The following is a 24,711-nucleotide window of genomic DNA, read 5'->3' on the forward strand; positions in this document are numbered from 1 at the left end:
CGGCGCAGCATCGAAAACGGCGCCTCGACGGCGCCGTTTTTTGTTCCGTCTTTTTACATCCTCTTTACGGTATCCGAAGAATCGCGCGGCGAGGGTAGGCGCGCCGTCTTCGCCCGGCTATCATGACGCCCCGTCGCGGCAGGATGCGTCACGACCCCATGCTACACTTGGCGCGCCGCAGCAAGTGGTGTGCTGACAACACCAGTGGGCGGCATTTTTGCGTGCCCAGTTAGAATAGCGCTCGTTTTTCCGATCCCAGCACGGATTTATATCGCTTTTATGACCGACACGAATCACTCGTCCATGCGCCAGCATTCGCTGCAATCGCTCGCAATCGCAGCAATCGGCGTGGTTTTCGGCGACATCGGCACGAGCCCGCTGTACTCGCTCAAGGAAGCGTTCAGTCCGGCCCACGGCATTCCTCTCACGCAAAGTTCGATCCTCGGAGTGATCTCGCTCCTGTTCTGGGCGATCATCCTCGTCGTCGGCATCAAGTACGTGCTGTTCGTGATGCGCGCCGACAACAACGGCGAAGGCGGCGTGCTCGCGCTGATGGCGCTGTCGCTGCGGCCGCTGAATCCGAAGTCGCGCGTCACCGGCCTGATGATGGCGCTCGGCATATTCGGCGCATGCATGTTCTACGGCGACGCGGTGATCACGCCGGCGATCTCGGTGATGTCGGCGGTCGAGGGCCTCGAGGTCGCGGCGCCGCAACTGACGCACCTCGTGCTGCCGATCACGATCGTGATCCTGATCGCGCTGTTCTGGATACAGCGGCATGGCACCGCGACGGTCGGCAAGCTGTTCGGCCCGATCATGGTGCTCTGGTTCGTCACGATCGCCGTGCTCGGCGTCTACCATATCGTGCGCGCGCCGATGATCGTCTCGGCGATCAACCCGTACTACGCGTTCTCGTTCATGTCCGAGCACGTGCTGCTCGCGTACGTGGTGCTCGGCTCCGTCGTGCTCGTGCTGACGGGGGCGGAGGCGCTTTATGCGGACATGGGCCACTTCGGCGCGAAGCCGATCCGGCTCGCCGCATACGTGCTCGTGATGCCGTCGCTCGTGCTCAATTACTTCGGCCAGGGCGCGCTGCTGCTCCTCGATCCGAAGGCGATCGAGAATCCGTTTTTCCTGCTCGCGCCGCAATGGGCGGCGCTGCCGCTCGTCGTGCTGTCGACGGTCGCCACCGTCATCGCGTCGCAGGCGGTGATCTCGGGCGCGTACTCGCTGACGAGCCAGGCGATCCAGCTCGGCTACGTGCCGCGGATGAAGATCCTGCACACGTCGGAGCTCGCGATCGGCCAGATCTACGTGCCCGTCGTCAACTGGCTGCTGTTGTTCGTGATCCTCTGCATCGTGATCGGCTTCAAGAGCTCCGACAACCTTGCGGCCGCGTACGGCATCGCGGTGACGGCGACGATGGTGATCACGACGATCCTCGCCGCCGTCGTGATGGTGAAGGTCTGGAACTGGAACAAGCTGCTCGTCGCGGCGATCATCGGCGTGTTTCTCGTCGTCGATCTCGGCTTCTTCGGCGCGAACCTGCTGAAGGTCGAGCAGGGCGGCTGGCTGCCGCTCGGCATCGGCGCGCTGCTGTTCTTCCTGCTGACGACCTGGTACAAGGGGCGTCACCTCGTCAAGGAGCGCACGGCAGCCGACGGCATTCCGCTCGCGCCGTTCCTGCAGGGCCTGCTCGCGCATCCGCCGCACCGCGTGTCGGGCACCGCGATCTATCTGACGGGCAACGACACGCTCGTGCCGGTGAGCCTCCTGCACAACCTGAAGCACAACAAGGTGCTGCACGAGCGAACCATTTTCCTCACGTTCGTCACGCGCGACATTCCGTACGTGAGGGATGACGAACGAGTGACGATCCACGACGCGGGCGAAGGGCTCTACATCGTCAAGGCGGAGTACGGCTTCAACGAAACGCCGGACGTGAAGGCGACGCTCGAGGAAGTGGCGCGTCAGCGCGGCATCACGTTCGAGTTGATGGACACGTCGTTCTTCCTCGCGCGCGAAACGGTCGTGCCGACCCATCTGCCGGGCATGTCGATCTGGCGCGAACGCGTGTTCGCATGGATGCATCAGAACGCCGCGAAGCCCACCGATTTCTTCTCGATTCCGGCGAACCGCGTCGTCGAGCTCGGCACGAAGATCGAGATCTGAGCGACGACGCGGGCCGCGTCCGTCGTTCTTCGGCAACGGCGCGGCCCGCAGGCTATGTGCATCGCTGTGCGGCGTGTGCGCCGGTCTGCTCCAGATTTGCTGCGTATCGTGCCGTCGACTTTCGAATGATCGACAACCGACCCTGGCGCGAACGAGGCGGCGAACGAGAGTCGCCGCCGGAAACCGGGTTGCGTTCGCTTTTCGGAAGCCGAAACCCGCGAGCGGACGTCGGTCGCGCGAGCCGGCTGCCGTGAATGGTCGCGGGGGCCGCGCGACGCCGCGGGCGTAAAAAAAGCCCGCATCGCTGCGGGCTTTTTCGTTGCCGGCGCGTCGCGCTCAACGCTGCTGCTTGAGTTTTGCGAACGCGGCGGCCATCGCGCCCGCCGGTTCCGGCTCGCGCGTGCGCTGCGGGCGGGCGCCGCCGCCACTGCGCATTCCGCCGCGCTCCGCGCCGCCGCGGCTGCCGGCGGCGCTCGGCGCCGCGTCGTCGTCGAGGCGCATCGTGAGCGAAATCCGCTGCCGCTTCACGTCGACATCGAGCACCTTCACCTTGACGACCTGGCCCGCCTTCACGACTTCGTGAGGGTCCTTGACGAATTTCGTCGACATCGCGGACACGTGGACGAGGCCGTCCTGATGCACGCCGACGTCGACGAACGCGCCGAACGCCGCGACGTTCGTCACGACGCCTTCGAGCACCATGCCCGGCGCGAGATCCGACACCTTCTCGACGCCTTCGCGGAACGTCGCGGTCTTGAATTCGGGGCGCGGATCGCGGCCCGGCTTCTCGAGTTCGGACAGAATGTCGCGCACGGTCGGCAGCCCGAAACGGTCGTCGACGAATTCGGCGGGCGACAGGCCCGCGAGCGCTTCGCGGCTGCCGAGCACGTCGTCGATGCGCTTGCTGATCTTCGCGAGCATCCGCTCGACGACGGGGTACGCTTCCGGGTGCACCGACGAGCGGTCGAGCGGATTCTCGCCGCCGTTGATGCGCAGGAAGCCGGCGGCCTGCTCGAATGTCTTGTCGCCGAGGCGCGGCACGCGGCGCAGGTGCTCGCGCGACGGGAACGGGCCGTTCGCGTCGCGGTAGTCGACGATGTTGCGCGCAAGCGTCGCATTGAGGCCCGACACGCGCGCAAGCAGCGCGGCCGACGCGGTGTTCGCATCGACGCCGACCGCGTTCACGCAGTCCTCGACGACCGCGTCGAGCGAACGCGCGAGCTCGCGCTGGTTCACGTCGTGCTGGTATTGGCCGACGCCGATCGCCTTCGGCTCGATCTTCACGAGCTCGGCGAGCGGGTCCTGCAGCCGGCGCGCGATCGACACGGCGCCGCGCAGCGACACGTCGAGCTCGGGGAATTCCTTCGCGGCCAGCTCCGATGCCGAGTAGACGGACGCGCCCGCCTCGGACACGACGATCTTCTGCAGCTTGAGCTCCGGATGCCGTGCGATCAGCTCGCTCGCGAGCTTGTCGGTCTCGCGCGACGCGGTGCCGTTGCCGATGCTGACGAGCTCGGCCTGCGTGTGCGCGGCGATGCGCGCGAGCTTCGCGATCGAGCCGTCCCAGTCGCGGCGCGGCTCGTGCGGGTAGATCGTGTCGGTCGCGAGCAGCTTGCCCGTGCGATCGACGACCGCGACCTTCACGCCCGTGCGCAGACCCGGGTCGAGACCGATCACGGCCTTCGGGCCCGCGGGCGCGGCGAGCAGCAGATCCTTCAGGTTGCGTGCGAACACGCGGATCGCTTCATGCTCGGCGTTCTCGCGCAGTTGCGTGAGCAGCTCGGTCTCGATGTGCGGCTGCACCTTCACGCGCCAGCACCAGCGGCACACGTCGGACAGCCACTTGTCGGCCGGCCGGTTCTGGTTCGCGATGCCGAAATGGCGCGCGATCATCGCCTCGCCGGGGTGCGGCACCTGCGCGTCGAGCTCGTCGCCGAGGCCGAGCTTGACGGTCAGCACGCCGGCGTTGCGGCCGCGGAACAGCGCGAGCGCACGGTGCGACGGCACGGTCTTGATGGTTTCCGAGTAGTCGTAGTAGTCGCGGAATTTCTCGCCTTCCTCGCCTTCCTTGCCCTCGACGACGGCCGACGACACGACGCCGCGCTCGAACAGGTAGTCGCGCAGCTTGCCGAGCAGTTCCGCCGTCTCGCCGAATTGCTCGGACAGGATGTCGCGCGCGCCGTCGAGCGCCGCCTTCACGTCGGCGACGCCGTTGTCCGCGTTCACGTACGCGGCGGCTTCCGTTTGCGGATCGAGCAGAGGATTCGCGAGGAGCGCCTGCGCGAGCGGCTCGAGCCCGGCTTCGCGGGCGATCTGCGCGCGCGTGCGGCGCTTCGGCTTGTACGGCAGGTACAGATCCTCGAGCGTTTGCTTGCTGTCGGCCGCCTCGATCGCCGCGCGCAGCTCGTCGGTCAGCTTGCCTTGCTCGTCGATGCTCGCGACGATCGTCGCGCGCCGCTCTTCGAGCTCGCGCAGATACAGGAGGCGCTCTTCGAGCTGGCGCAGTTGCGTGTCGTCCAGGTTGCCCGTGACCTCCTTCCGGTAGCGGGCGATGAACGGAACGGTGGAGCCTTCGTCGAGGAGTTGCACCGCTGCGGCGACCTGCCTGGGCTGAACCGCCAGTTCGTCGGCGATGCGCTGTACGATCTTGAGTGCTACGGTTTCCGTCATGTCGTGATGTGCGTCTACTGCCTGCTGAAATCGCCCGGTCCGGCCGACTGCGCCCTCGGGCCGGCCCTGGCGGGTGAATGGAGCGGGGCATTTTGCCATAAATGCGAAAGGGTCTAGCCGCGGGTGTTAGAATTTGGCCCATGATCCGCAGCTTTCCTACGACGTTGCCTACTTCCCGATTTTCCATTGTCGCGTTCGCCGTGGCGCTTGCGGCGACGCTGTCCTGCGCGCCCGTCGCCGGCGTCGCGCAGACGTCCGCTGCGGCGCCGGCCGCCGCTGCGTCCGATGCGGATACGTTCGCCGCGCAAGCGAATTTCGACGCGCGTCAAAAAGTGCTCAATCAACGCACGACGGAAAACGATTATCGTTATGCGGTGGCCCAGCACGATTGCTACAGCGCGTTTTTCGTCAATCGCTGCTTGAACAAGGCGCGCGAGACGGTGCGCGCGGAGCGCGCGAGCATCAGCCAGGAGCAACTCGCGCTCGACGACGAACAGCGTGCGGTGCGCGCGCAGGAGCGCGACCGGCAACTGGCGCTGAAGGATGCGCAGCGGCAGGCGCAAGCGCCGCGGCGCGCGGCCGACGAAGCGGCGAATGCGGCGGCTTATGAAGGCAAGCAGCAGCAAAACGCGCTGAAGCGCGCGGAGCGCGACGCGCAGGCGCCGCAGCGCGCGGCGAACCAGAAGGCCTACGACGCGAAGCAGGCCGAGTTTCAGCGCAAGCTCGACGCGGCGCACGCGCAGGCGGCGAAGGATGCGCAGCAGCGTGCGGGGAACGCCGAGCGCTACGAACAGAAGCAGCGTGACGCGGCGCAGCACAAGGCGGACGTCGAGGAGCGCCAGCGACAAGCCGCCGAGAAGGCGAAGCAGAAGCAACAACAGCAGCAGTAACGGTTAGCAGCAGGGGAAGTGACGCGGTAGCGTTGGGTGGTGGTTTCGCAAGGCAATCTCGGGCATGCGGGCGGCTCGGCCGGCATGCCGATTCAGTGAGGAGGCGAGTATGCAAACCCGTTCGGCGGAAACTCAACAGGAACTGTACAACCGACTGACGTCGTTGCAGGAGCTGCACAGGCAGCTTGCCCGCGAGATCGAGCAGAAGGAGGGCCGGTCCGACATCGACGACCTGGCGCTGCACCGGCTGAAGAAGGAAAAGCTGCTCGCCAAAGACAAGATCATCATGCTGCAGTCGCAGCTCGAACCGGATAAGCGCGCTTGACGCGCGGCCTGGCAAGCGCCGGCGCCGCGGCAAGCGCCGGATACTAGGAACCGCTTGCCTTGAATTCACCGCTTGATGTCAATCCCGACGCGCGGCGCGACGAATCGTCCGCCGCGCGCGCCCGCACGTCCGGCGCCGTGGCGGCGACGGGCGCGTATACGCCGAGCGTGAAGCGTATCGACGAGCTCGACGCGATCTTCGGCGACGGCGGCCTCTTCGCGCGCGCGCTCGACAGCTATCGTCCGCGCGCGTCGCAGATCGACATGGCGCGCGCCGTCGCGGCCGCGATGGAGGCGTCGGGTAAGCTGATGCCGGAGCCCGAGATCTTCGAGACGCGCAAGCGTCCCGCGCGACGCCTGCAGGAGGGCGCTTCCGCCGGCCGCGACGACGCGCCCGCCGCATTGCCCGACGGCGAAGGTGCCGACAACGGCGACAACACGCTGATCGTCGAGGCGGGCACGGGCACCGGCAAGACCTATGCATACCTCGTCCCGGCGATGCTCTGGGGCGGCAAGGTCATCGTGTCGACGGGCACGAAGCACTTGCAGGATCAGCTGTTCCTGCGCGACATCCCGACGGTGCGCGATGCGCTCGCGGTGCCCGTGACGGTCGCGATGCTCAAGGGGCGCGCAAACTATCTGTGCCATTACTACCTGCAGCGCACGGCCGACAACGGCCGCCTGCCGTCGCGGCAGGACACCGCCTACCTGCAGGACATCATCCGCTTCGCGAAGATCACGAAGAGCGGCGACAAGGCCGAGCTCGCGAGCGTGCCGGAGACGTCGCCCGTGTGGTCGATGGTCACGTCGACGCGCGACAACTGCCTCGGCCAGGAATGCCCGCATTACAAGGATTGCTTCGTGATGCAGGCGCGCCGCGAGGCGCAGCAGGCGGACGTCGTCGTCGTCAATCACCACCTGTTCTTCGCGGACATCATGCTGCGCGACACCGGGATGGCCGAGTTGCTGCCGAGCGCGAACACGATCATCTTCGACGAGGCGCATCAACTGCCCGAGACCGCGACGCTCTTTTTCGGCGAGACGCTGTCGACGACGCAGCTGCTCGAGCTCGCGCGCGACTCGGTGGTCGAAGGTCTTGCGCATGCGCGTGACGCGGTGGAATGGGTGAAGCTCGGCGGCGCGCTCGAGCGTGCGGCGCGCGACTTGCGGCTTGCGTTCGCCGACGACGGCATCGTGCGGATGTCGCTCGCGCAGCTGGGTGACGGCCATCCGCTCTTTGGCGCGCTCGACGCGCTCGACGTGGCGCTCGGCGCGCTGTCGACCGCGCTCGCGGGACAAGCGGAGCGCGCCGAGTCGATCGCCGCATGCGAGCGCCGCGCGCGCGAGCTGCAGGATCTGCTCGCGGGCTGGGTCGCGCCCGGCGCGAAGGAGGACGCAGCCGATGCGCAAGCCGGAGCTCAGGCGGGCGAGCACGGCGATCCGAACGAGAAGGTGCGCTGGGTCGAGGTATTCGCGCACACGGTCCAGTTGCACGAAACGCCGCTGTCCGTCGCGCCGATCTTCGCGAAACAGCGCGCGGGCGTGCCGCGCGCGTGGATCTTCACGTCGGCGACGCTGTCGGTGCGTGGCGATTTCACGCATTACGCGGCGCAGATGGGCCTCAACGCGCGCCGCTCGATGACGCTGCCGAGCCCGTTCGACTATCAAACGCAAGGGCTCCTGTACGTGCCGCGGAACTTGCCGCAGCCGTCGTCGCCCGCATTCACCGACGCGGTGTTCGACGCCGCGCTGCCGGCGATCGAGGCGTCGGGCGGCGGTGTGTTCGTGCTGTGCACGACGCTGCGCGCGGTCGACCGGATCGCGACGAAGCTGCGCGATACGATCGACGCGCGCGGCTGGGGCACGCCGCTCCTCGTGCAGGGCGACGCAAGCCGCACCGAGCTGCTCGACCGGTTCCGCGCGTACGGCAATGCGATTCTCGTCGGCAGCCAGAGCTTCTGGGAAGGCGTCGACGTGCGCGGCGACGCGCTGTCGCTCGTCGTGATCGACAAGCTGCCGTTCGCGCCGCCCGACGATCCGGTGCTCGCCGCGCGGCTCGACGCGCTGACGAAAAAGGGATTGAGCCCGTTCGCCGCCCACCAACTGCCGCAGGCCGTCATCACGCTGAAGCAGGGCGCGGGCCGCTTGATTCGTGCGGAGACGGATCGCGGCGTGCTGATGATCTGCGACACGCGCCTCGTCGACAAGCCGTACGGCCGGCGCATCTGGCAGAGCCTGCCGCCCTTCAAGCGCACGCGCGAGATCGACGTCGTCCGCGAGTTCTTCGCCGAGCGGCGCGAGCCCGAGCAGGCTTGAGCGCGCCGCACGCGCGCCGTTTGCGGCGGCGGCACGGGATGTGCGGGGCGATCGGCGAGCAGTGCGGCCGCGCCGCGCTGCTCGCGGCGTGTGCTAAACGCGCGAGAACGCCTCAAAAAAAGAAAACCCGGCTCGACAGGCCGGGTTTTCTTTTGGCAGCGTCCGTCAACTGCGGTCAGCTGCGTAATGCGCGACGCTCAGCTCAGAACTGCCACCACGATTTCTTCGCGCCCGGCCGAGCATGACCGGTCACGTACGGGCTGTCCGGGAACGTCGACGCGAGCACGCGCTTCGTGTCGTCGGCGAGCTGCGTCTGGTTCAGCTTCGCGTACGACAGCATCATGATGTGCAGCGCATCCTCGATCGCGGGCGCGTTCTTGTATTCCCTGATCGCGAGTTGCGCGCGGTTGATCGCCGCGACGTAAGCGCCGCGCCGGTAGTAGTAATCGGCCGCGTGCACTTCGTGCGACGCGAGCGCGTTGACGATGTAGCGCATCCGCGCGGCCGCGTCCGGCGCATACTTGCTCTTCGGATAGCGGTCGACGACGAGCTTGAATGCGTCATACGATTCGCGCAGCGCCTGCGGATCGCGCTCGCTCATGTCCTGGCCGGAGAAGCGGCCGAAGAGACCGAGGTCGTCGTTGAAGTGGATCATCCCCTTCAGATAGTACGCGTACGCGATATCCGGGTGATCCGGGTGCAGCTGGATGAAGCGGTCGATTGCCTGGTCGGCCGCGGCTGCTTCGTTGTCCTTCCAGTTGCAGTACGCGACGTTGATCTGCGCCTGCTGCGCGAAATGGCCGAACGGATCGCGGCCCTGCAGCGCTTCGAAGTATTTCGCGCACTTGCCCCAGTCGCCGCCCGTCAATGCATCCTGAGCCTCTGAGTATAATTTGTTGTTCGACCAGGTCGCCGTCTCGTCGGTCTTCTGCGGCAAGCCGTGGCAGCCCGCGACGAGCGCCGCCGCAGCGGCCAGCGCGGCCCAGGCGGCCGCAGGTTTCGCGACGCGTTTGGTCGAATGCATCATGGTGAATAGGGCTCGCATTGTCCTAGCTTCAAGTCTCAAGTGACCCAGTCTAAATGACCCGTTCAAGTTCGTTGAATGCCCGTGCGGGCAAGTCAAACCGCGACGATTATAGCCCAAGCGTCAGCCCCACCGATGCTTCTGCCGGCGATTCGCTCGACGATGATCTGACGAGCGACGCGCTCGTCGCGCCCGCGAGCGCCGATTCCGGCGCCGATGCGCCGCGCGTGATCGAGGTGCCGCCCGCGCTCGCGGGCGAGCGCCTCGACAAGGCGCTCGCGCAGCTCTTCCCCGAGTTTTCGCGCAGCCGCCTGCAGCAGTGGATCGAATCGGAGCGCGTGCGCGTCGACGGCGCGCACGCGAAGATCCGGCAGCCCGTGCCGCTCGGCGCGACGATCGAGCTCTTGCCCGACCTGCTGCCCGAGCAACTCGCGTTCGCGCCGGAGCCGGTGCCGCTTTCGATCGTCTACGAGGACGACACGCTCGTCGTCGTAGACAAGCCGGCCGGGCTCGTCGTGCATCCGGCCGCCGGCAACTGGAGCGGCACGCTGCTCAACGGCCTGCTGCACCGCTATGCCGATGCGGCGGGCCTGCCGCGCGCGGGCATCGTGCACCGGCTCGACAAGGAAACGTCGGGCCTGATGGTCGTCGCGCGCACGCTCGCCGCGCAGACCGACCTGATCCGCCAATTGCAGGCGCGCACGGTGAAGCGCCGCTATTTCGCGCTCGCGTGGGGGCAGATGCCCGACGAGGGCACGATCGACGCGCCGATCGGCCGCGACCCGCGCGAACGCACGCGGATGGCGGTCGTCACGGGGGCGGCGGGCAAGCCGGCGCGCACGCATTTCCGTACGGTCGACACGACGATGTGGGAGCGCCAGCCGGTGTCGGCGATCCATTGCGATCTCGAGACCGGGCGCACGCACCAGATTCGCGTGCATTGCGCGCACGTCGGGCATCCGCTCCTCGGCGATCCCGTGTACGGCCGCGCGCGCGGCAAGCGCTCGGTCGCGCCGCTGCCGGGCGGCTTCGCGCGGCAGGCGCTGCACGCTTGGCGGCTCGGCCTCGTGCATCCCGCGAGCGGCCGGACGATGCAATGGCGCGCGCCGCTGCCGGCCGATCTCGCGGCGCTCGTCGACGCGCTCGGCTTCGGTGCGGACGACGCGGAATTCGGCGACGACGACGCGGTCTATGACGAAGGTTACGATGACGGCATCCCGCATGCCGGCGACGATGAGGATTGATTCCCGATGACGATGTTGCGACCCCTGACGCTCGCCGATTGCGTGCAACCCGACTGGCACGCGCCCCCGCGCGTGCGAGCGCTCGTCTCGACGCGCAACGGCGGCGTGAGCGAGCCGCCTTATGGTGGTTGGGGCGGCGGCGGCGAGGTCGCGGGCGGGATGAATCTCGGCCGGCACACGGGCGACGATCCCGCGCATGTCGAGATGAACCGCGCGCGGCTGCTCGCGCTGACCGGCCGGTCGCGCGCCGCGTGGCTCGAGCAGGTCCACGGCACGGACGTCGTGCGCGCCGAGGACGTGCTCGCCGCGAGCGCGGGCGGCGCGGGCGAGGGCGAAGCCGAGCGCGTCGTACGCGCGGACGCGAGCGTTGCGACGGCGCCGGGCGCCGTTTGCGTCGTGATGGTCGCCGATTGCTTGCCGGTGCTGCTGTGCGACGACGCGGGCCGGGCGGTCGGCGCCGCGCATGCGGGCTGGCGCGGACTCGTCGGGGGGATCGTCGAGAAGACGGCCGAGCGCGTTGCGGCACTGGCGGGCGGCGGCCTCGACGGCCTGCACGCGTATCTCGGCCCGGCGATCGGCCCGAGCGCTTTCGAAGTCGGCGCCGACGTGCGCTCGGCCTTTCTCGACGCGGCGCCGCTCGCCGATTACGCGGCGACCGAGCGCGCATTCGCGCCGCGCGCGGACGCGCCCGGCAAATATCTGGCGGATCTCTACGCGCTCGCGCGTCTGCGTCTCGCGCGCGCGGGCGTCACGCGCGTGAGCGGCGGCACCGCGTGCACGGCGACCGAGCGTGAGCGCTTCTATTCGTATCGACGCGATCGCGTGACGGGACGAATGGCCGCGATGATCTGGCTCGCCGATTGACGGCCGCCGGTTGCGCGCGGCCCTTTGTTGACGATCGGGAACGAGCGGGAGCGATATTTTCGCCGTGCCGCCGGGCGCCGATTGCTGCGCTGCTTCGTGCGATTGCTGTCATCGAAATCGCTTAGACTCTCGCCGGCCGATTCGGCCTGGCATCCCCGCCGCGCCGCGCATCGCATCGCGCGTTTCGCAACAATTATTCCGGTCGGTGAAGCATGTGTTGTCGGAGGTGACGGATCACATGGGGAAAACGATAATGATAAAACTACTGCACTGCGGCAGAATCTGGAGGAACGCTCCGGAACGCGACGCCCGGCCGGACGGGGCGCAGTGGGTGGTCGACTTCATGCGGCTCGAGCAGGATTTCCAGGGTCCCCGCAGGCAATACCGAGGAAACACCGAGGAACCACCGAGGAACCACCGTTAAGGCAGGTATGACAGCATCGAAAAAATCGTCGACGTCCTCTCATACGGATACTTCCCAGGGTCGCGAGACAGCCGGATCGGCGACCCAGCCCATGCAACAGATGTTCGAGTCCTGGATCGGCGCGTGGCGCAGCTTCGCGGACCCGGCCCGCGCGGCCGCCGGCGGCGCGCCCGCACAGCCGCCGTTCGCGGTGTTCCAGCCGTCTCAGCCGTTCCCGTTCGCGATGCCGGCCATGCCGCAGATGCCGCCGATGCCGGACTGGTCGGGCGCGTCCGCATCTTTCGCGGGGCTCGCGCCCGTCGCGTCGGTGCCGCCCGCGCGGCTGCAGACGCTTCAGGCCGACTATTCGCGCGATAGTCTCGCGCTGATCCAGCAGGCGACGGCCGCGACGCCGACCGTTCCCGATCTCAAGGACCGGCGTTTCAGCTCGGACGCGTGGAAGGCGTCGCCCGCGCATGCGTTCGCAGCCGCATGGTATCTGCTGAACGCGCGCTATCTGCAAGAGCTCGCCGACGCGCTCGAGACCGATCCGAAGACGCGCGAGCGAATCCGCTTCGCGGTCCAGCAATGGACGGCCGCCGCGGCGCCGAGCAACTTCCTCGCGCTCAATCCTGAAGCGCAGAAGAATCTCGTCGAGACGCAAGGCGAGAGCCTGCGGCTCGGGATGAAGAACCTGCTCGCCGACATGCAGCGAGGCAAGATCTCGCAGACGGACGAAACTCAGTTCGTCGTCGGCAAGAATCTCGCGGTGACGGAAGGCGCGGTCGTCTACGAGAACGATCTGATCCAGCTGATCCAGTACAAGCCGACGACGGCGACCGTCTTCGAGCGGCCGCTTCTCATCGTGCCGCCTTGCATCAACAAGTTCTACATCCTCGATCTGCAGCCTGAGAATTCGCTCGTCGCGCATGCGCTGTCGTGCGGCCATCAGGTTTTCCTGGTGTCGTGGCGCAACGCGGACGCATCGGTCGCGCACAAGAGCTGGGACGACTACATGGACGAGGGGCTCCTCGCCGCGATCGACGCCGTCCAGCAGGTGAGCGGGCGCGAGCAGATCAACACGCTCGGCTTCTGCGTCGGCGGCACGATGCTGGCGACGGCGCTCGCGGTGCTCGCCTCGCGCGGCGAGCATCCGGCCGCGTCGATGACGCTCCTCACCGCGATGCTCGACTTCTCCGACACGGGCATCCTCGACGTGTTCGTCGACGAAGCGCACGTGCAAATGCGCGAGCAAACGATCGGCGGCAAGAACGGCACGCCGCCGGGGCTCATGCGCGGCGTCGAGTTCGCGAACACGTTCTCGTTCCTGCGGCCGAACGATCTCGTCTGGAACTACGTCGTCGACAACTACCTGAAGGGACGCACGCCGGCGCCGTTCGATCTGCTCTACTGGAACAGCGATTCGACGAGCTTGCCGGGCCCGATGTACGCGTGGTACTTGCGAAACACCTATCTCGAGAACAAGCTGCGCGAGCCGGACGCGCTCGTCGTGTGCGGCGAGCCCGTCGATCTGTCGAGGATCGACGTGCCGACGTTCATCTACGGCTCGCGCGAGGATCACATCGTGCCGTGGCAGACCGCGTACGAATCGACGTCGCTGCTCACGGGCCCGCTCAAGTTCGTGCTCGGCGCGTCGGGCCACATCGCGGGCGTGATCAACCCGCCCGCGAAAAAGAAGCGCAGCTACTGGAGCTACGACGCAAGCGCGAAGGCGCTGCCGGAATCGGCGAACGACTGGCTCGACGCGGCGACCGAACATCCGGGCAGCTGGTGGCCCGTGTGGATCGAGTGGCTCGATCAGTACGGCGGCCGCAAGGTGAAGCCGCGCGCGCAGCTCGGCTCCGCGCACTTCCCTGTGATCGAGCCCGCGCCCGGCCGCTATGTGATGCAACGCGATTGACGAACGGCGGAAGGCGGAGCACGCTTTCCGTCGCTACCGACTTTTAACAGGGCGACACGCGGCGCGCCGTGCCGCGTTCGCTCGGAGGATAGTGAAATGACTGACGTAGTGATCGTATCGGCCGCGCGCACCGCGGTCGGCAAGTTCGGCGGCTCGCTCGCGAAGATCGCCGCGCCGGAGCTCGGCGCGACCGTGATCCGCGCGGTGCTCGAGCGCGCGGGCGTGAAGCCCGAGCAGGTCGGCGAAGTGATCCTGGGCCAGGTGCTGACGGCGGGCTCGGGCCAGAATCCGGCGCGCCAGGCGCTGATCGCGGCGGGCCTGCCGACCGCGGTGCCCGGCATGACGATCAACAAGGTGTGCGGCTCGGGCCTGAAGGCCGTGATGCTTGCCGCGAACGCGATCGTCGCGGGCGACGCGGAGATCGTCGTCGCGGGCGGCCAGGAGAACATGAGCGCCGCGCCGCACGTGCTGCCGGGCTCGCGCGACGGCTTCCGGATGGGCGATGCGAAGCTCGTCGACAGCATGATCGTCGATGGCCTGTGGGACGTCTACAACAAGTACCACATGGGCATCACGGCGGAGAACGTCGCGAAGGAGCACGGCATCACGCGCGAGCAGCAGGACCAGTTCGCCGCGCTGTCGCAGAACAAGGCGGAAGCCGCGCAGAAGGCGGGCCGTTTCGACGACGAGATCGTGCCGATCGAGATTCCGCAGAGAAAGGGCGAGCCGCTTCGCTTCGCGACCGACGAATTCGTGCGCCACGGCGTGACGGCCGAGTCGCTCGCGACGCTCAAGCCCGCGTTCACGAAGGACGGCACGGTGACGGCCGCGAACGCGTCCGGCATCAACGACGGCGCGGCCGCGGTGCTCGTGATGTCGGCGAAGAAGGCGGAGTCGCTGGGCCTTGCGCCGCTCGCGCGGATCAAGGCGTACGCGAACGCGGGCGTCGATCCGAGCGTGATGGGCATGGGCCCCGTGCCGGCGTCGCGCCGCTGTCTCGAGCGCGCGGGCTGGTCGGTCGGCGACCTCGATCTGCTGGAGATCAACGAGGCGTTCGCCGCGCAGGCGCTCGCGGTCCATAAGCAGATGGGCTGGGACACGTCGAAGGTCAACGTGAACGGCGGCGCGATCGCGATCGGCCATCCGATCGGCGCGTCGGGCTGCCGGATTCTCGTCACGTTGCTGCACGAAATGCAAAAGCGCGATGCGAAACGCGGCCTCGCGTCGCTTTGCATCGGCGGCGGGATGGGCGTCGCGCTCGCGCTCGAGCGTCCGTAACGCGAATCAGAGGCAATCGGCCGGGCCGCGCCGACAGGTTCGGCTCGGAGAACAGGCGGATTGGCAGGCGGGCGACGGAGAAGTTGCCGCTCGGCGCTTCTCAAAACGATAATGGAGTAAAGGTTATGTCTCAGCGAATTGCTTACGTAACGGGCGGAATGGGCGGCATCGGCACGAGCATCTGCCAGCGTCTGCACAAGGACGGCTTCAAGGTGGCCGCGGGCTGCGGCCCGAATTCGCCGCGCCGCGTGAAGTGGCTCGAGGACCAGAAGGCGCTCGGCTTCGATTTCTATGCGTCCGAAGGCAACGTCGGCGACTGGGATTCGACGAAGCTGGCGTTCGACAAGGTGAAGGCCGAGATCGGCGAGGTCGACGTGCTCGTCAACAACGCGGGCATCACGCGCGACGTCGTGTTCCGCAAGATGACGCGCGAAGACTGGACGGCCGTGATCGACACGAACCTGACGAGCCTCTTCAACGTCACGAAGCAGGTGATCGACGGGATGGTCGAGCGCGGCTGGGGGCGCATCATCAACATCTCGTCGGTGAACGGCCAGAAAGGGCAGTTCGGCCAGACGAACTACTCGACCGCGAAGGCGGGCATTCACGGCTTCACGATGTCGCTCGCGCAGGAAGTCGCGACGAAGGGCGTGACGGTCAACACGGTGTCGCCGGGCTATATCGGCACGGACATGGTGAAGGCGATCCGCCCGGACGTGCTCGAGAAGATCGTCGCGACGATTCCGGTGCGCCGTCTCGGCTCGCCCGACGAGATCGGCTCGATCGTCGCGTGGCTCGCGTCGGAGGAGTCCGGTTTCGCGACGGGCGCCGATTTCTCGCTGAACGGCGGCTTGCATATGGGCTGAGCCATGGAGCCGGGCGGCATGTGCCGTCCGGGCCCATGGGTCGGATGTTCCGGGAACGCCCGGTTCCGCGCGCGGCCGCGCCCGCGTGCGGCGCCGGGCGCCGTCACTGCGCGCATCAGGCGCTCAAAGGCGTTACATGACTACTACAAAGAAAACTGGCGAACGGCTGATCAAGAAGTATCCGAACCGCCGTTTGTACGATACGGAGACGAGCACGTACATTACGTTGACCGACGTGAAGCAGCTCGTGCTCGGCCAGGAGGATTTCAAGGTCATCGATGCGAAGAGCAACGAAGACCTGACCCGCAGCATCCTGCTGCAGATCATCCTCGAAGAGGAAAGCGGCGGCGTGCCGATGTTCTCGTCGTCGATGCTGTCGCAGATCATCCGGTTCTACGGACATGCGATGCAGGGGATGATGGGCACGTACCTGGAGAAGAACATCCAGGCGTTCATCGACATCCAGAGCAAGCTCGCCGATCAGTCGAAGAGCCTGTACGAGAACAATGCGATGAATCCCGAGGTCTGGTCGCAGTTCATGAACATGCAGGCGCCGATGATGCAAGGAATGATGACGAGCTACATCGAGCAGTCGAAGAACATGTTCGTGCAAATGCAGGAGCAGATGCAGAACCAGGCGAAGACGATGTTCAGCTCGTTCCCGTTCAAGCCGGCGACGCCGCCGGGCAGCGAGCCCGAGAAGAAGTAAGCGCGGCGTTTGTCGCAGCGATCGAACGCGATTGCGGCGGGGGCGCACGGCTCGGTCGCGGCGATCGGCGCGTCGTCGGCCGCGGAGCGGCTTGGGGGGGGGCGTCGGCGCAAGGTCGGCTGAGTGCGTCCAGGGCGCGCGCGGCCGCCGAGCTTGCGGCTTGGCGCGCGTCATCGAACGGACATCGCGATCGCGTAAAAGAAGAAATGGCGCCTGCGAGGCGTCGTTTCTTTTTGGGGACGTATGCATCGGCGTCACGGGCGGCGGCATTGGCGCCGGGTGCCGGGCCGTGTGCGTCGCTGCGCGAAGCCTGTTGGTTTCTCTTCGCAGGGACTCGTCCTGATTGCCGGTGAACGCTCGCGAGCCCGTGGCACCTGTTGGTTCTGTCCATCTTGTCCGAAGTGTGCGGCACCATTTTCCTGAAGCTGTCGGCGGGCCTCGCGCGTCTGCCGTTTACGATTGCGATGGGCGCATGCTACGCCGGGGCGATCTGGCTGATGGGGCTCGCCACCAAGCAGCTCGAGATCGGCATCGCGTATGCGGTCTGGGCCGGCGCGGGGACCGCGTTGACGGCGTTGGTCGGCATCGCGATTGTCGACGAGGGGGCGTCGCTCGCGAAATGGTCCGGCATGGCTTTCATCGTGGCCGGCGTGGTGCTTCTGAATTTGAGTCAGAAAGTGCCGTCGTGACGCCGCTCCGAAGCGGCGCGCCGGGCGGCCGCGAGCGCGGAAACGGCCGATCGGAGCGCGAGATGCGGCGCGCCGGGCGCCGGGTGCGCGTCCGTGAAGGAACGTCGCCGCGCGGAGGGTAAAATGTCGGCAAACCCAAGGCGCGCCGCCGGCGCACGCCGTCCCCTCACGCATGGAAGCGATAGTTGGAAAATTCATTGAAATCAAGCGGTAAGCCGCATGCCGCGCCCAAGGTAGGTATGGTTTCGCTCGGCTGCCCGAAAGCCCTTGTCGACTCCGAGCAGATCATCACGCAACTGCGCGCGGAAGGCTACGAGATCTCCGGCACCTACGACGGCGCGGATCTCGTCGTCGTCAACACCTGCGGCTTCATCGACGAAGCGGTCCAGGAAAGCCTCGACGCGATCGGCGAAGCGCTCGCCGAGAACGGCAAGGTGATCGTCACCGGCTGTCTCGGCGCGAAGAAGAGCGCGAGCGGCTCCGGTCTCATCGAGGAAGTGCATCCGAAGGTGCTCGCCGTCACGGGCCCGCATGCGGTCGGCGAGGTGATGCAGGTCGTGCACAGCCATTTGCCGAAGCCGCACGATCCGTTCGTCGATCTCGTGCCGCCCGCGGGCATCAAGCTCACGCCGCGCCACTACGCATATCTGAAGATCTCCGAAGGCTGCAATCATCGCTGCACGTTCTGCATCATCCCGTCGATGCGCGGCGATCTCGTGTCGCGGCCCGTCGCCGAAGTGATGCTCGAAGCCGAGAATCTCTTCAAGTCCGGCGTGAAGGAGCTGCTCGTGATCTCGCAGGACACGAGCGCGTACGGCGTCGACGTCAAGTACCGCACGGGCTTCTGGAACGGCCGGCCGATCAAGACGCGGATGACCGAGCTCGTCGGCGCGCTCGGCGAGCTCGCCGCGCAGTACGGCGCGTGGGTGCGTCTGCACTACGTCTATCCGTATCCGCACGTCGACGAGATCATTCCGATGATGGCGCAAGGCCCGTTCAAGGGCCATGTGCTGCCGTATCTCGACGTGCCGTTCCAGCACGCGCATCCGGACGTGCTGAAGCGGATGAAGCGCCCCGCGAACGCGGAGAAGGTGCTCGAGCGTGTGCAGAAGTGGCGCGAGATCTGCCCGGATCTGACGATTCGCAGCACGTTCATCGCGGGCTTTCCCGGCGAGACCGAAGCGCAATTCGAGACGCTCCTCGACTTCATTCGCGAGGCGGAGCTCGATCGCGTCGGCTGCTTCGCGTATTCTCCGGTCGAGGGCGCGAGCGCGAACGAGCTCGACGGCGCGCTGCCCGACGACGTGCGCGAGGAGCGCCGCGCGCGCTTCATGGAAGTCGCCGAGGCGGTGTCGGCCGCGCGCATCGAGCGCAAGGTCGGCAAGACGCTCAAGGTGCTGATCGACGAGGTCAACGACGAAGGCGGCATCGGGCGCACCGCGGCCGACGCGCCGGAGATCGACGGCGTCGTCTACGTGGAGCCGGCGACGAAGGCGTCCAAGCGCTACAAGGTCGGCGATTTCGTGTCGGTGAAGATCACGGGCGCGGACGGCCACGATCTGTGGGGCGAGGTCTGACGATGCCGGCGACGTTTCCCGACGTGCTCGCGCTCGGCGAGGCGATGGTCGAATTCAATCAGGCGCGGCCGGGCGAGCCGAACTACCTGCAGGGCTTCGGCGGCGATACGTCGAACTTCTGCATCGCTGCCGCGCGGCAGGGCGCGCGAGCGGGCTTCGTGTCCGCGGTCGGCGACGATCATTTCGGCCGGCTGCTGCTCGATCTGTGGCGCCGCGAGCACGTCGATACGTCGCATGTGCGGATCGACGGCGGCGCGCCGACGGGCGTCTATTTCGTGTCGCACGGCGAGCACGGCCACGCGTTCGACTATCTGCGAGCGGGCTCGGCCGCAAGCCGCTACGCGGTTCGCGATCTGCCGCTCGACGCGCTCGCGGCCGCGCGCGTCGTCCATCTGTCGGGCGTGAGTCTCGCGATCAGCGCGAGCGCGTGCGACGCGGCGTTCGCCGCGATCGAGCATGCGCGTGCGAACGGCGCGCGCGTGAGCTTCGACACGAACCTGCGCCTGAAGCTCTGGCCGCTGCCGCGCGCGCGCGCGGTGATGCGCGAGGCGCTGCGTCACACGGACGTCTGTCTGCCGAGCTGGGACGACGTGACGGCGCTCACGGGGCTCGACGAGCGCGACGCGATCATCGATGCGCTGCTCGGCTTCGGGCCGAGCGTCGTCGCGCTGAAGCTCGGCCGCGAAGGCGCGTATGTCGCGACGCCCGACGAGCGGCGCGTCGTGCCGGGCTTCGTCGTGGACGCGGCCGACGCGACGGGAGCCGGCGACTGCTTCGGCGGCGCGTTCGTCGCGCGGCTCGTCGCGGGCGACGATCCGTTCTCGGCCGCGCGCTACGCGAACGCGGCGGCCGCGCTGTCGACGCTGGGCTTCGGCGCGGTCGCGCCGATTCCGTCGCGCGATGCGGTCGAGCGGCTATTGGGTGCGTGAAGGGTGCATGAAGGGCGCGCGAAGGATGCGTGTATCCGGTGCGTGACGCGAAGATGCGTGATGCGAATGCACGATTCGAATACGTGACGCGTGCGGCGCGGGCCGCGCGCTCCATCGGTTTTCATCAAGAGAAGAAAGGGAGGCAACGATGCAACGCGAAGTAGTGGTGGTGAGCGGCGTACGCACCGCGATCGGCGATTTCGGCGGCAGCCTGAAGGATTTCTCGCCGACCGAGCTCGGCGCGCGGGTCGTGCGCGAAGTGCTGTCGCGCGCGCAAGTGTCGGGCGACGAGGTCGGGCACGTCGTGTTCGGCAATGTCGTGCACACGGAACCGAAGGACATGTATATCGCGCGCGTCGCGGCGATCAACGGCGGCGTCGCGCAGCACGCGCCCGCGCTGACCGTCAACCGGCTGTGCGGCTCGGGCCTGCAGGCGATCGTGTCGGCCGCGCAGAGCGTGCTGCTCGGTGACGCGGACATCGCGGTCGCGGGCGGCGCGGAGAACATGAGCCGCGCGCCGTACTCGGTGCCGGCCGCGCGCTTCGGCCAGCGCATGGGCGACGCGAAGCTCGTCGACATGATGATCGGCGCGCTCAACGATCCGTTCCAATCGGTCCACATGGGCGTGACGGCCGAGAACGTCGCGGCGAAGTACGGGATCACGCGCGACGCGCAGGACGCGCTCGCGCTCGAGTCGCACCGGCGCGCGTCGCACGCGACGAAATCCGGCTACTTCAAGGATCAGATCCTGCCGATCGAGATTGCGTCGCGCAAGGGCACCGTCGTGTTCGACGCCGACGAGCACGTGCGCCACGATGCGTCGCTCGACGATTTCTCGAAGCTCAAGCCCGTGTTCGCGAAGGAAAACGGCACGGTGACGGCGGGCAATGCATCGGGCATCAACGATGCGGCCGCGGCCGTCGTGCTGATGGAGCGCGGCGCGGCCGAGCGGCGCGGCGCGAAGCCGCTCGCGCGCCTCGTCTCGTATGCGCATGCGGGCGTCGATCCGGCGTACATGGGCATCGGCCCCGTGCCTGCGACGCGAAAGGCGCTCGAGCGCGCGGGGATCACGGTCGCCGATCTCGACGTGATCGAGGCGAACGAGGCGTTCGCCGCGCAGGCGTGCGCGGTGTCGAACGAGCTCGGTCTCGATCCGGCGAAGGTCAACCCGAACGGCTCGGGCATCTCGCTCGGCCACCCGATCGGCGCGACGGGCGCGCTCATCACGGTGAAAGCGCTGTACGAGCTGCAACGCATCGGCGGGCGCTACGCGCTCGTGACGATGTGCATCGGCGGCGGCCAGGGCATCGCCGCGGTGTTCGAGCGTCTGTAACGAGAGGGCCGCGCAGTTGAAGCTGATCACCGGAATCCGCGGCGCGGCGCTCGCCGCCGCGTTCGCGACGGCGGCGGGGCTCGCGTTCGCGCAGTCTCAACCTCAGCCTGCGGCGGCTTCCGCAGGCGCGTCCGATGCGCCCGTCGCGGCGTCGGCGGACGCGCCGCCGCCCGCCGCGCCGCTCAAGCCGAATCCGGCGTATGCGCGGCTGCCGCGCTACGAAGGGACGCTCGGCGGCCGGCCGATCGTCGTGCGCCTCGGGCCGAAGACGGACGAGCCGGGCGTGCATGGCGAGTGTCAGTATCTCGATACGGGCGCGGTCGTCCTGCTCGCGGGCGACCGAGACGGCGACACGCTCGAAATCGAGGAGTCGGACGACGGCACGAACATCACGGGCGTATGGATTGGCCGCTTCGATCCGTCGGGCGGCTTGTCGGCCGACCGGATGAACGCGGACCAGTCGGACCCGCTGCCCGTCGTGCTGCATCCGTCGGGCGGCGCGTCGGCGCCGCAACATGCGGCGGCCGCGCAGCCCGCGTCGGCCGGCGCCGCCGCGCCGCAGGCGGGCGCCCATGGGCAGTCGGTCGGCGGCGTGAGCAACGTGCGGACCGCGGAGTAACGAACGACGACCGCGGCTGGATAAAGCGTGGCAGCCGAATCCGGCCGTCCGCCGATTGAGGCGAGGGCTCCCGGCCCCGGTTTTGCCTTCACTCGACCTCCCGGCCGCGCTGCTTCGCGTGGGATCGTTCGGCTGCGGCCGGCCCGGAGCCTTCGCCGGCACGGTCGCGGCCGCGCCGACTGTACCGGGCCAAACGCACGGAATCCGGCTAAGCTAGCCGGATTCCAATCATTTCAGGCTCGTTTTGCATCGAGCTTTCCCAGTCATGACCGCATTCACTCCCAAGCGCGCGCTGCAGACTCGCGTCGTCCAGCCGGACGACCGCATTCCCGCCGGTTTCGAATCGTTCGTCGTGCCGGTCGCGCGGGCGTCGACGGTCGTGTTCCCCGATCTCGCGACGATGCGCAACCTCGACTGGCGCAAGGACGGCCAATGGCGCTACGGCCTGCATGCGACGCCGACGTCGCTCGCGCTCGCGCAGCGGCTCGCGCAGATCGAAGGCGGCGCGCACGCGCTGCTGCAGCCGTCGGGGCTTTCGGCGATCACGAACGTGTACTTCGGCCTCGTCAAGGAAGGCGACGACGTGCTGATTCCGGACAACGCGTACGGCCCGAACGGCGATTTCGGCAAATGGTTCGCGAAGGATTTCGGCATCACCGCGCGTTTTTATGATCCGATGATCGGCGCGGGAATCGCCGATCTGATCCTGCCGAACACGCGCCTTATCTGGATCGAGGCGCCCGGCTCGGTGACGATGGAAGTGCCCGACGTGCGTGCGATCACGGCGGCCGCGCGCACGCGCGGCATCGTCACGGCAATCGACAACACGTATTCGGCGGGCCTCGCGTTCAAGCCGTTCGAGCACGGCGTCGACATCTCGGTGCAGGCGCTGACGAAATATCAATCCGGCGGCAGCGACGTGCTGATGGGCGCGACGATCACCGCCGACGACGAGCTGAACGCAAAGCTCAAGCTCGCGCGGATGCGGCTCGGGATCGGCGTGTCGGCCGACGACTGTTCGCTCGTGCTGCGCGGCCTGCCGAGCATGCAGGCGCGCTTCGACGCGCACAGCCGCAGCGCGCTGTCGCTCGCGCGCTGGCTGAAGACGCGCCCGGAGATCGCGACGGTGCTGCATCCGCAACTGCCCGATTGCCCGGGGCACGATGCGTTCATGCGCGACTTCACGGGCGCGGGCGGACTGTTCTCGGTCGTGCTCGACGAACGCTACGGCGCCGCGCAGGTGGATCGCTTCGTCGAGGCGCTCGAGCTGTTCGCGATCGGCTGGAGCTGGGGCGGCGCGTGCAGCCTTGCGATGCCGTACGACGTGCAATCGATGCGCACGACGGCGTGGCCGCATCGCGGCACGCTGGTGCGCTTCTACGTCGGTCTCGAGGACGAAGCCGATCTGCGCGCGGACATCGAGCGCGCATTCGCCGCGGCGCTCGCGTAACGGGCGGAGACGGGCAGAGACGGGCCGAGGCGGGCCGAGGCGGGCCGAGGCGGGCGGAATCGGACGGCGGAGCAGCGGAGGCCGACGCGCACGCGCGAGGGCCGTGCGGCGTCAGCCGCGGAGTTCCGTGTGCGGCCGCGTGGTTGTCGGCATTGCGGTCGGTATCGAAGCCGGCATGGATGTCGACAATGAGTCGAACGAAAACGGCGCTGGGGCAAAGGCCCTCAGCGCCGTTTTTCGTTGACGGAGCGTGCGACTGGTGGGGCGCGAGGCGACGACGTACGCTCGGCGTTGCGGCTCGAACGGGCCGCGGGCTTCAGAAGAGCCGCAGCAGCCCGTCGAGCCCGACGTGATCGAACGCCGCGCTCGCCGCGCCGCGCACGACGGGCTTCGCGCGAAACGCGATCGAGAAGCCGCCTGTCGCCATCATCTTCAGGTCGTTCGACCCGTCGCCGAGAACGATCGCGCGCGCGGGCGCGATGTCGAGCGCGGCGCACGTCTCGCGCACCGCGCGCGCCTTCACGTCCGCGTTGACGATCTCGCCGACAACCTTGCCCGTGAGCTTGCCGTCGACGATCTCGAGCGTGTTCGATCGCGCGTAGTCGAGGCCGAGCCGCGCCTTCAGGCGTTCGGTGAAGAACGTGAAGCCGCCCGACACGAGCAGCGTCTTCAGGCCCGCCGCCTTCACGCCCGCGAGCATTGCCTCGGCGCCCGGCGACAGCCGCAGCCGCTCGTCGTAGACGCGCTCGAGCGCGCTCGCGTCGAGGCCCGCCAGCAGCGCGACGCGGCGCGTCAGGCTCTCGTTGAAATCCTTGATCTCGCCGCGCATCGCCGCCTCGGTGATCGCCGAGACTTCGGCTTTCAGGCCGCAGAAGTCGGCGATCTCGTCGATGCACTCGATCGTGATCAGCGTCGAATCCATGTCCATCGCGACGAGGCCGAAGTCGGCGAGCTTGCGGGTCGCGTCGACGAATGCGTAGTCGAGCGCGTGCGCGTCGCAGTACGCGTCGATGTCGGCGCGCTGCGCGGGATCGGCGCCCTCGATGCGGATCGCCTGCGCGTCGAGCGGAACGGCGCGCGTGCCGCGCGCGAGCGCGGTGAGCGGCTTGTGATGCGCGTCGGAAAGCGGCGCGGTGCTTTGAATGACGAGATTCGTGGTCATGGAAGTGTCACGGTGGAGCGGATCACGGGGCCGACGACATCGATTCGGCGAACCCGTTATTGTAGCCGCTTGCGGAGGGCCGGCCGCGGACGAACGGCGGAAGGCGGGCTCGGGCGCTCCGGGCCGCGCCGCCGCGAATGCGACGGCGGGGGCGACGCTCGCCGAACGCGGGGCGTTCTCGGTTCTCGGTTCTCGGTTCTCGGTTCTCGGTTCTCGGTTCTCGGTTCTCGGTTCTCGGTTCTCGGTTCTCGGTTCTCGGTTCTCGGTTCTC

20 protein-coding genes are annotated in these 24,711 nt (G+C 67.7%); 16 read left to right on the forward strand and 4 right to left on the reverse strand.

Going from position 1 to position 24,711, the window contains the following annotated elements; translation table 11 throughout:
* Positions 1 to 120 precede the first annotated feature (120 nt).
* Positions 121 to 315, reverse strand: a complete 195-nt coding sequence (locus X946_RS31375) for a hypothetical protein (protein WP_081989631.1) — start codon at positions 313 to 315, stop codon at positions 121 to 123.
* On the opposite strand from X946_RS31375, the gene X946_RS15945 reads away from it, so the two are divergent.
* Positions 280 to 2,172, forward strand: coding sequence for a potassium transporter Kup (locus X946_RS15945; RefSeq protein ID WP_038749202.1), 1,893 nt, complete (start codon positions 280 to 282; stop codon positions 2,170 to 2,172). The two genes, X946_RS31375 and X946_RS15945, sit on opposite strands and share 36 nt — an antisense overlap.
* 336 nt (positions 2,173 to 2,508) lie before the next feature.
* Here X946_RS15945 and X946_RS15950 read toward each other — a convergent pair whose 3' ends face one another.
* Positions 2,509 to 4,842 (reverse strand): Tex family protein, encoded by a 2,334-nt coding sequence (locus X946_RS15950; protein ID WP_038749205.1) that lies wholly within the window; start codon positions 4,840 to 4,842, stop codon positions 2,509 to 2,511.
* A gap of 140 nt (positions 4,843 to 4,982) precedes the next feature.
* Here X946_RS15950 and X946_RS15955 point away from each other — a divergent pair, with 140 nt between their 5' ends.
* From X946_RS15955 to X946_RS15965, 3 genes are all read left to right on the forward strand, one after another.
* Positions 4,983 to 5,732, forward strand: a complete 750-nt coding sequence (locus tag X946_RS15955) for a hypothetical protein (protein ID WP_038749207.1) — start codon at positions 4,983 to 4,985, stop codon at positions 5,730 to 5,732.
* A gap of 109 nt (positions 5,733 to 5,841) precedes the next feature.
* Entirely contained in the window at positions 5,842 to 6,057 is a 216-nt protein-coding gene (locus X946_RS15960; protein WP_038749262.1) for a YdcH family protein, read from the forward strand.
* Between the two features lie 59 nt (positions 6,058 to 6,116).
* The gene (locus X946_RS15965; protein ID WP_038749210.1) at positions 6,117 to 8,372 is read left to right on the forward strand and encodes an ATP-dependent DNA helicase; all 2,256 of its coding nucleotides are present in this window, start codon (positions 6,117 to 6,119) and stop codon (positions 8,370 to 8,372) included.
* A 202-nt stretch (positions 8,373 to 8,574) separates the two neighbouring features.
* Here the strand turns inward: X946_RS15965 and X946_RS15970 are convergent, their stop codons facing one another.
* Entirely contained in the window at positions 8,575 to 9,399 is an 825-nt protein-coding gene (locus tag X946_RS15970; protein ID WP_038749213.1) for an outer membrane protein assembly factor BamD, read from the reverse strand.
* 53 nt (positions 9,400 to 9,452) lie between these two features.
* On the opposite strand from X946_RS15970, the gene X946_RS15975 reads away from it, so the two are divergent.
* From X946_RS15975 to X946_RS16035, 12 genes are all read left to right on the forward strand, one after another.
* Entirely contained in the window at positions 9,453 to 10,640 is a 1,188-nt protein-coding gene (locus X946_RS15975; RefSeq protein ID WP_038749215.1) for an RluA family pseudouridine synthase, read from the forward strand.
* Between the two features lie 6 nt (positions 10,641 to 10,646).
* Entirely contained in the window at positions 10,647 to 11,504 is an 858-nt protein-coding gene (gene pgeF / locus X946_RS15980) for a peptidoglycan editing factor PgeF (RefSeq protein WP_038749218.1), read from the forward strand.
* A gap of 515 nt (positions 11,505 to 12,019) precedes the next feature.
* The gene (gene phaC / locus X946_RS15990; protein ID WP_038749223.1) at positions 12,020 to 13,828 is read left to right on the forward strand and encodes a class I poly(R)-hydroxyalkanoic acid synthase; all 1,809 of its coding nucleotides are present in this window, start codon (positions 12,020 to 12,022) and stop codon (positions 13,826 to 13,828) included.
* 96 nt (positions 13,829 to 13,924) lie between these two features.
* Positions 13,925 to 15,106: an acetyl-CoA C-acetyltransferase gene (locus tag X946_RS15995; RefSeq protein WP_038749226.1), complete on the forward strand. Its 1,182-nt coding sequence runs from the start codon at positions 13,925 to 13,927 to the stop codon at positions 15,104 to 15,106.
* Between the two features lie 125 nt (positions 15,107 to 15,231).
* A complete protein-coding gene (locus tag X946_RS16000) occupies positions 15,232 to 15,972 on the forward strand; it encodes a 3-ketoacyl-ACP reductase (RefSeq protein WP_038749229.1) in 741 nt (246 codons plus the stop codon).
* 136 nt (positions 15,973 to 16,108) lie between these two features.
* The gene (gene phaR, locus X946_RS16005) at positions 16,109 to 16,681 is read left to right on the forward strand and encodes a polyhydroxyalkanoate synthesis repressor PhaR (protein WP_038749232.1); all 573 of its coding nucleotides are present in this window, start codon (positions 16,109 to 16,111) and stop codon (positions 16,679 to 16,681) included.
* 377 nt (positions 16,682 to 17,058) lie between these two features.
* Positions 17,059 to 17,370 carry a DMT family transporter gene (locus tag X946_RS16010; protein WP_268811007.1) on the forward strand — a complete coding sequence of 104 codons (312 nt, stop codon included), beginning with the start codon at positions 17,059 to 17,061 and terminating at the stop codon, positions 17,368 to 17,370.
* A 185-nt stretch (positions 17,371 to 17,555) separates the two neighbouring features.
* Positions 17,556 to 18,947: a 30S ribosomal protein S12 methylthiotransferase RimO gene (gene rimO, locus X946_RS16015; RefSeq protein WP_081989637.1), complete on the forward strand. Its 1,392-nt coding sequence runs from the start codon at positions 17,556 to 17,558 to the stop codon at positions 18,945 to 18,947.
* A gap of 2 nt (positions 18,948 to 18,949) precedes the next feature.
* Positions 18,950 to 19,876 (forward strand): sugar kinase, encoded by a 927-nt coding sequence (locus X946_RS16020; protein WP_038749240.1) that lies wholly within the window; start codon positions 18,950 to 18,952, stop codon positions 19,874 to 19,876.
* A gap of 148 nt (positions 19,877 to 20,024) precedes the next feature.
* Entirely contained in the window at positions 20,025 to 21,209 is a 1,185-nt protein-coding gene (gene bktB, locus X946_RS16025; RefSeq protein ID WP_038749243.1) for a beta-ketothiolase BktB, read from the forward strand.
* Between the two features lie 16 nt (positions 21,210 to 21,225).
* Positions 21,226 to 21,828: a hypothetical protein gene (locus X946_RS16030; protein WP_038749245.1), complete on the forward strand. Its 603-nt coding sequence runs from the start codon at positions 21,226 to 21,228 to the stop codon at positions 21,826 to 21,828.
* Between the two features lie 265 nt (positions 21,829 to 22,093).
* Positions 22,094 to 23,278: a cystathionine beta-lyase gene (locus tag X946_RS16035; RefSeq protein WP_038749248.1), complete on the forward strand. Its 1,185-nt coding sequence runs from the start codon at positions 22,094 to 22,096 to the stop codon at positions 23,276 to 23,278.
* Positions 23,279 to 23,594: 316 nt separating this feature from the next.
* On the opposite strand, the gene serB is transcribed toward X946_RS16035, so the two are convergent.
* Entirely contained in the window at positions 23,595 to 24,440 is an 846-nt protein-coding gene (gene serB, locus X946_RS16040; protein ID WP_038749250.1) for a phosphoserine phosphatase SerB, read from the reverse strand.
* Between the last annotated feature and the right edge of the window lie 271 nt (positions 24,441 to 24,711).

The organism is Burkholderia sp. ABCPW 111, assembly GCF_000773065.1.
Classification (GTDB): Bacteria; Pseudomonadota; Gammaproteobacteria; order Burkholderiales; family Burkholderiaceae; genus Burkholderia; species Burkholderia savannae.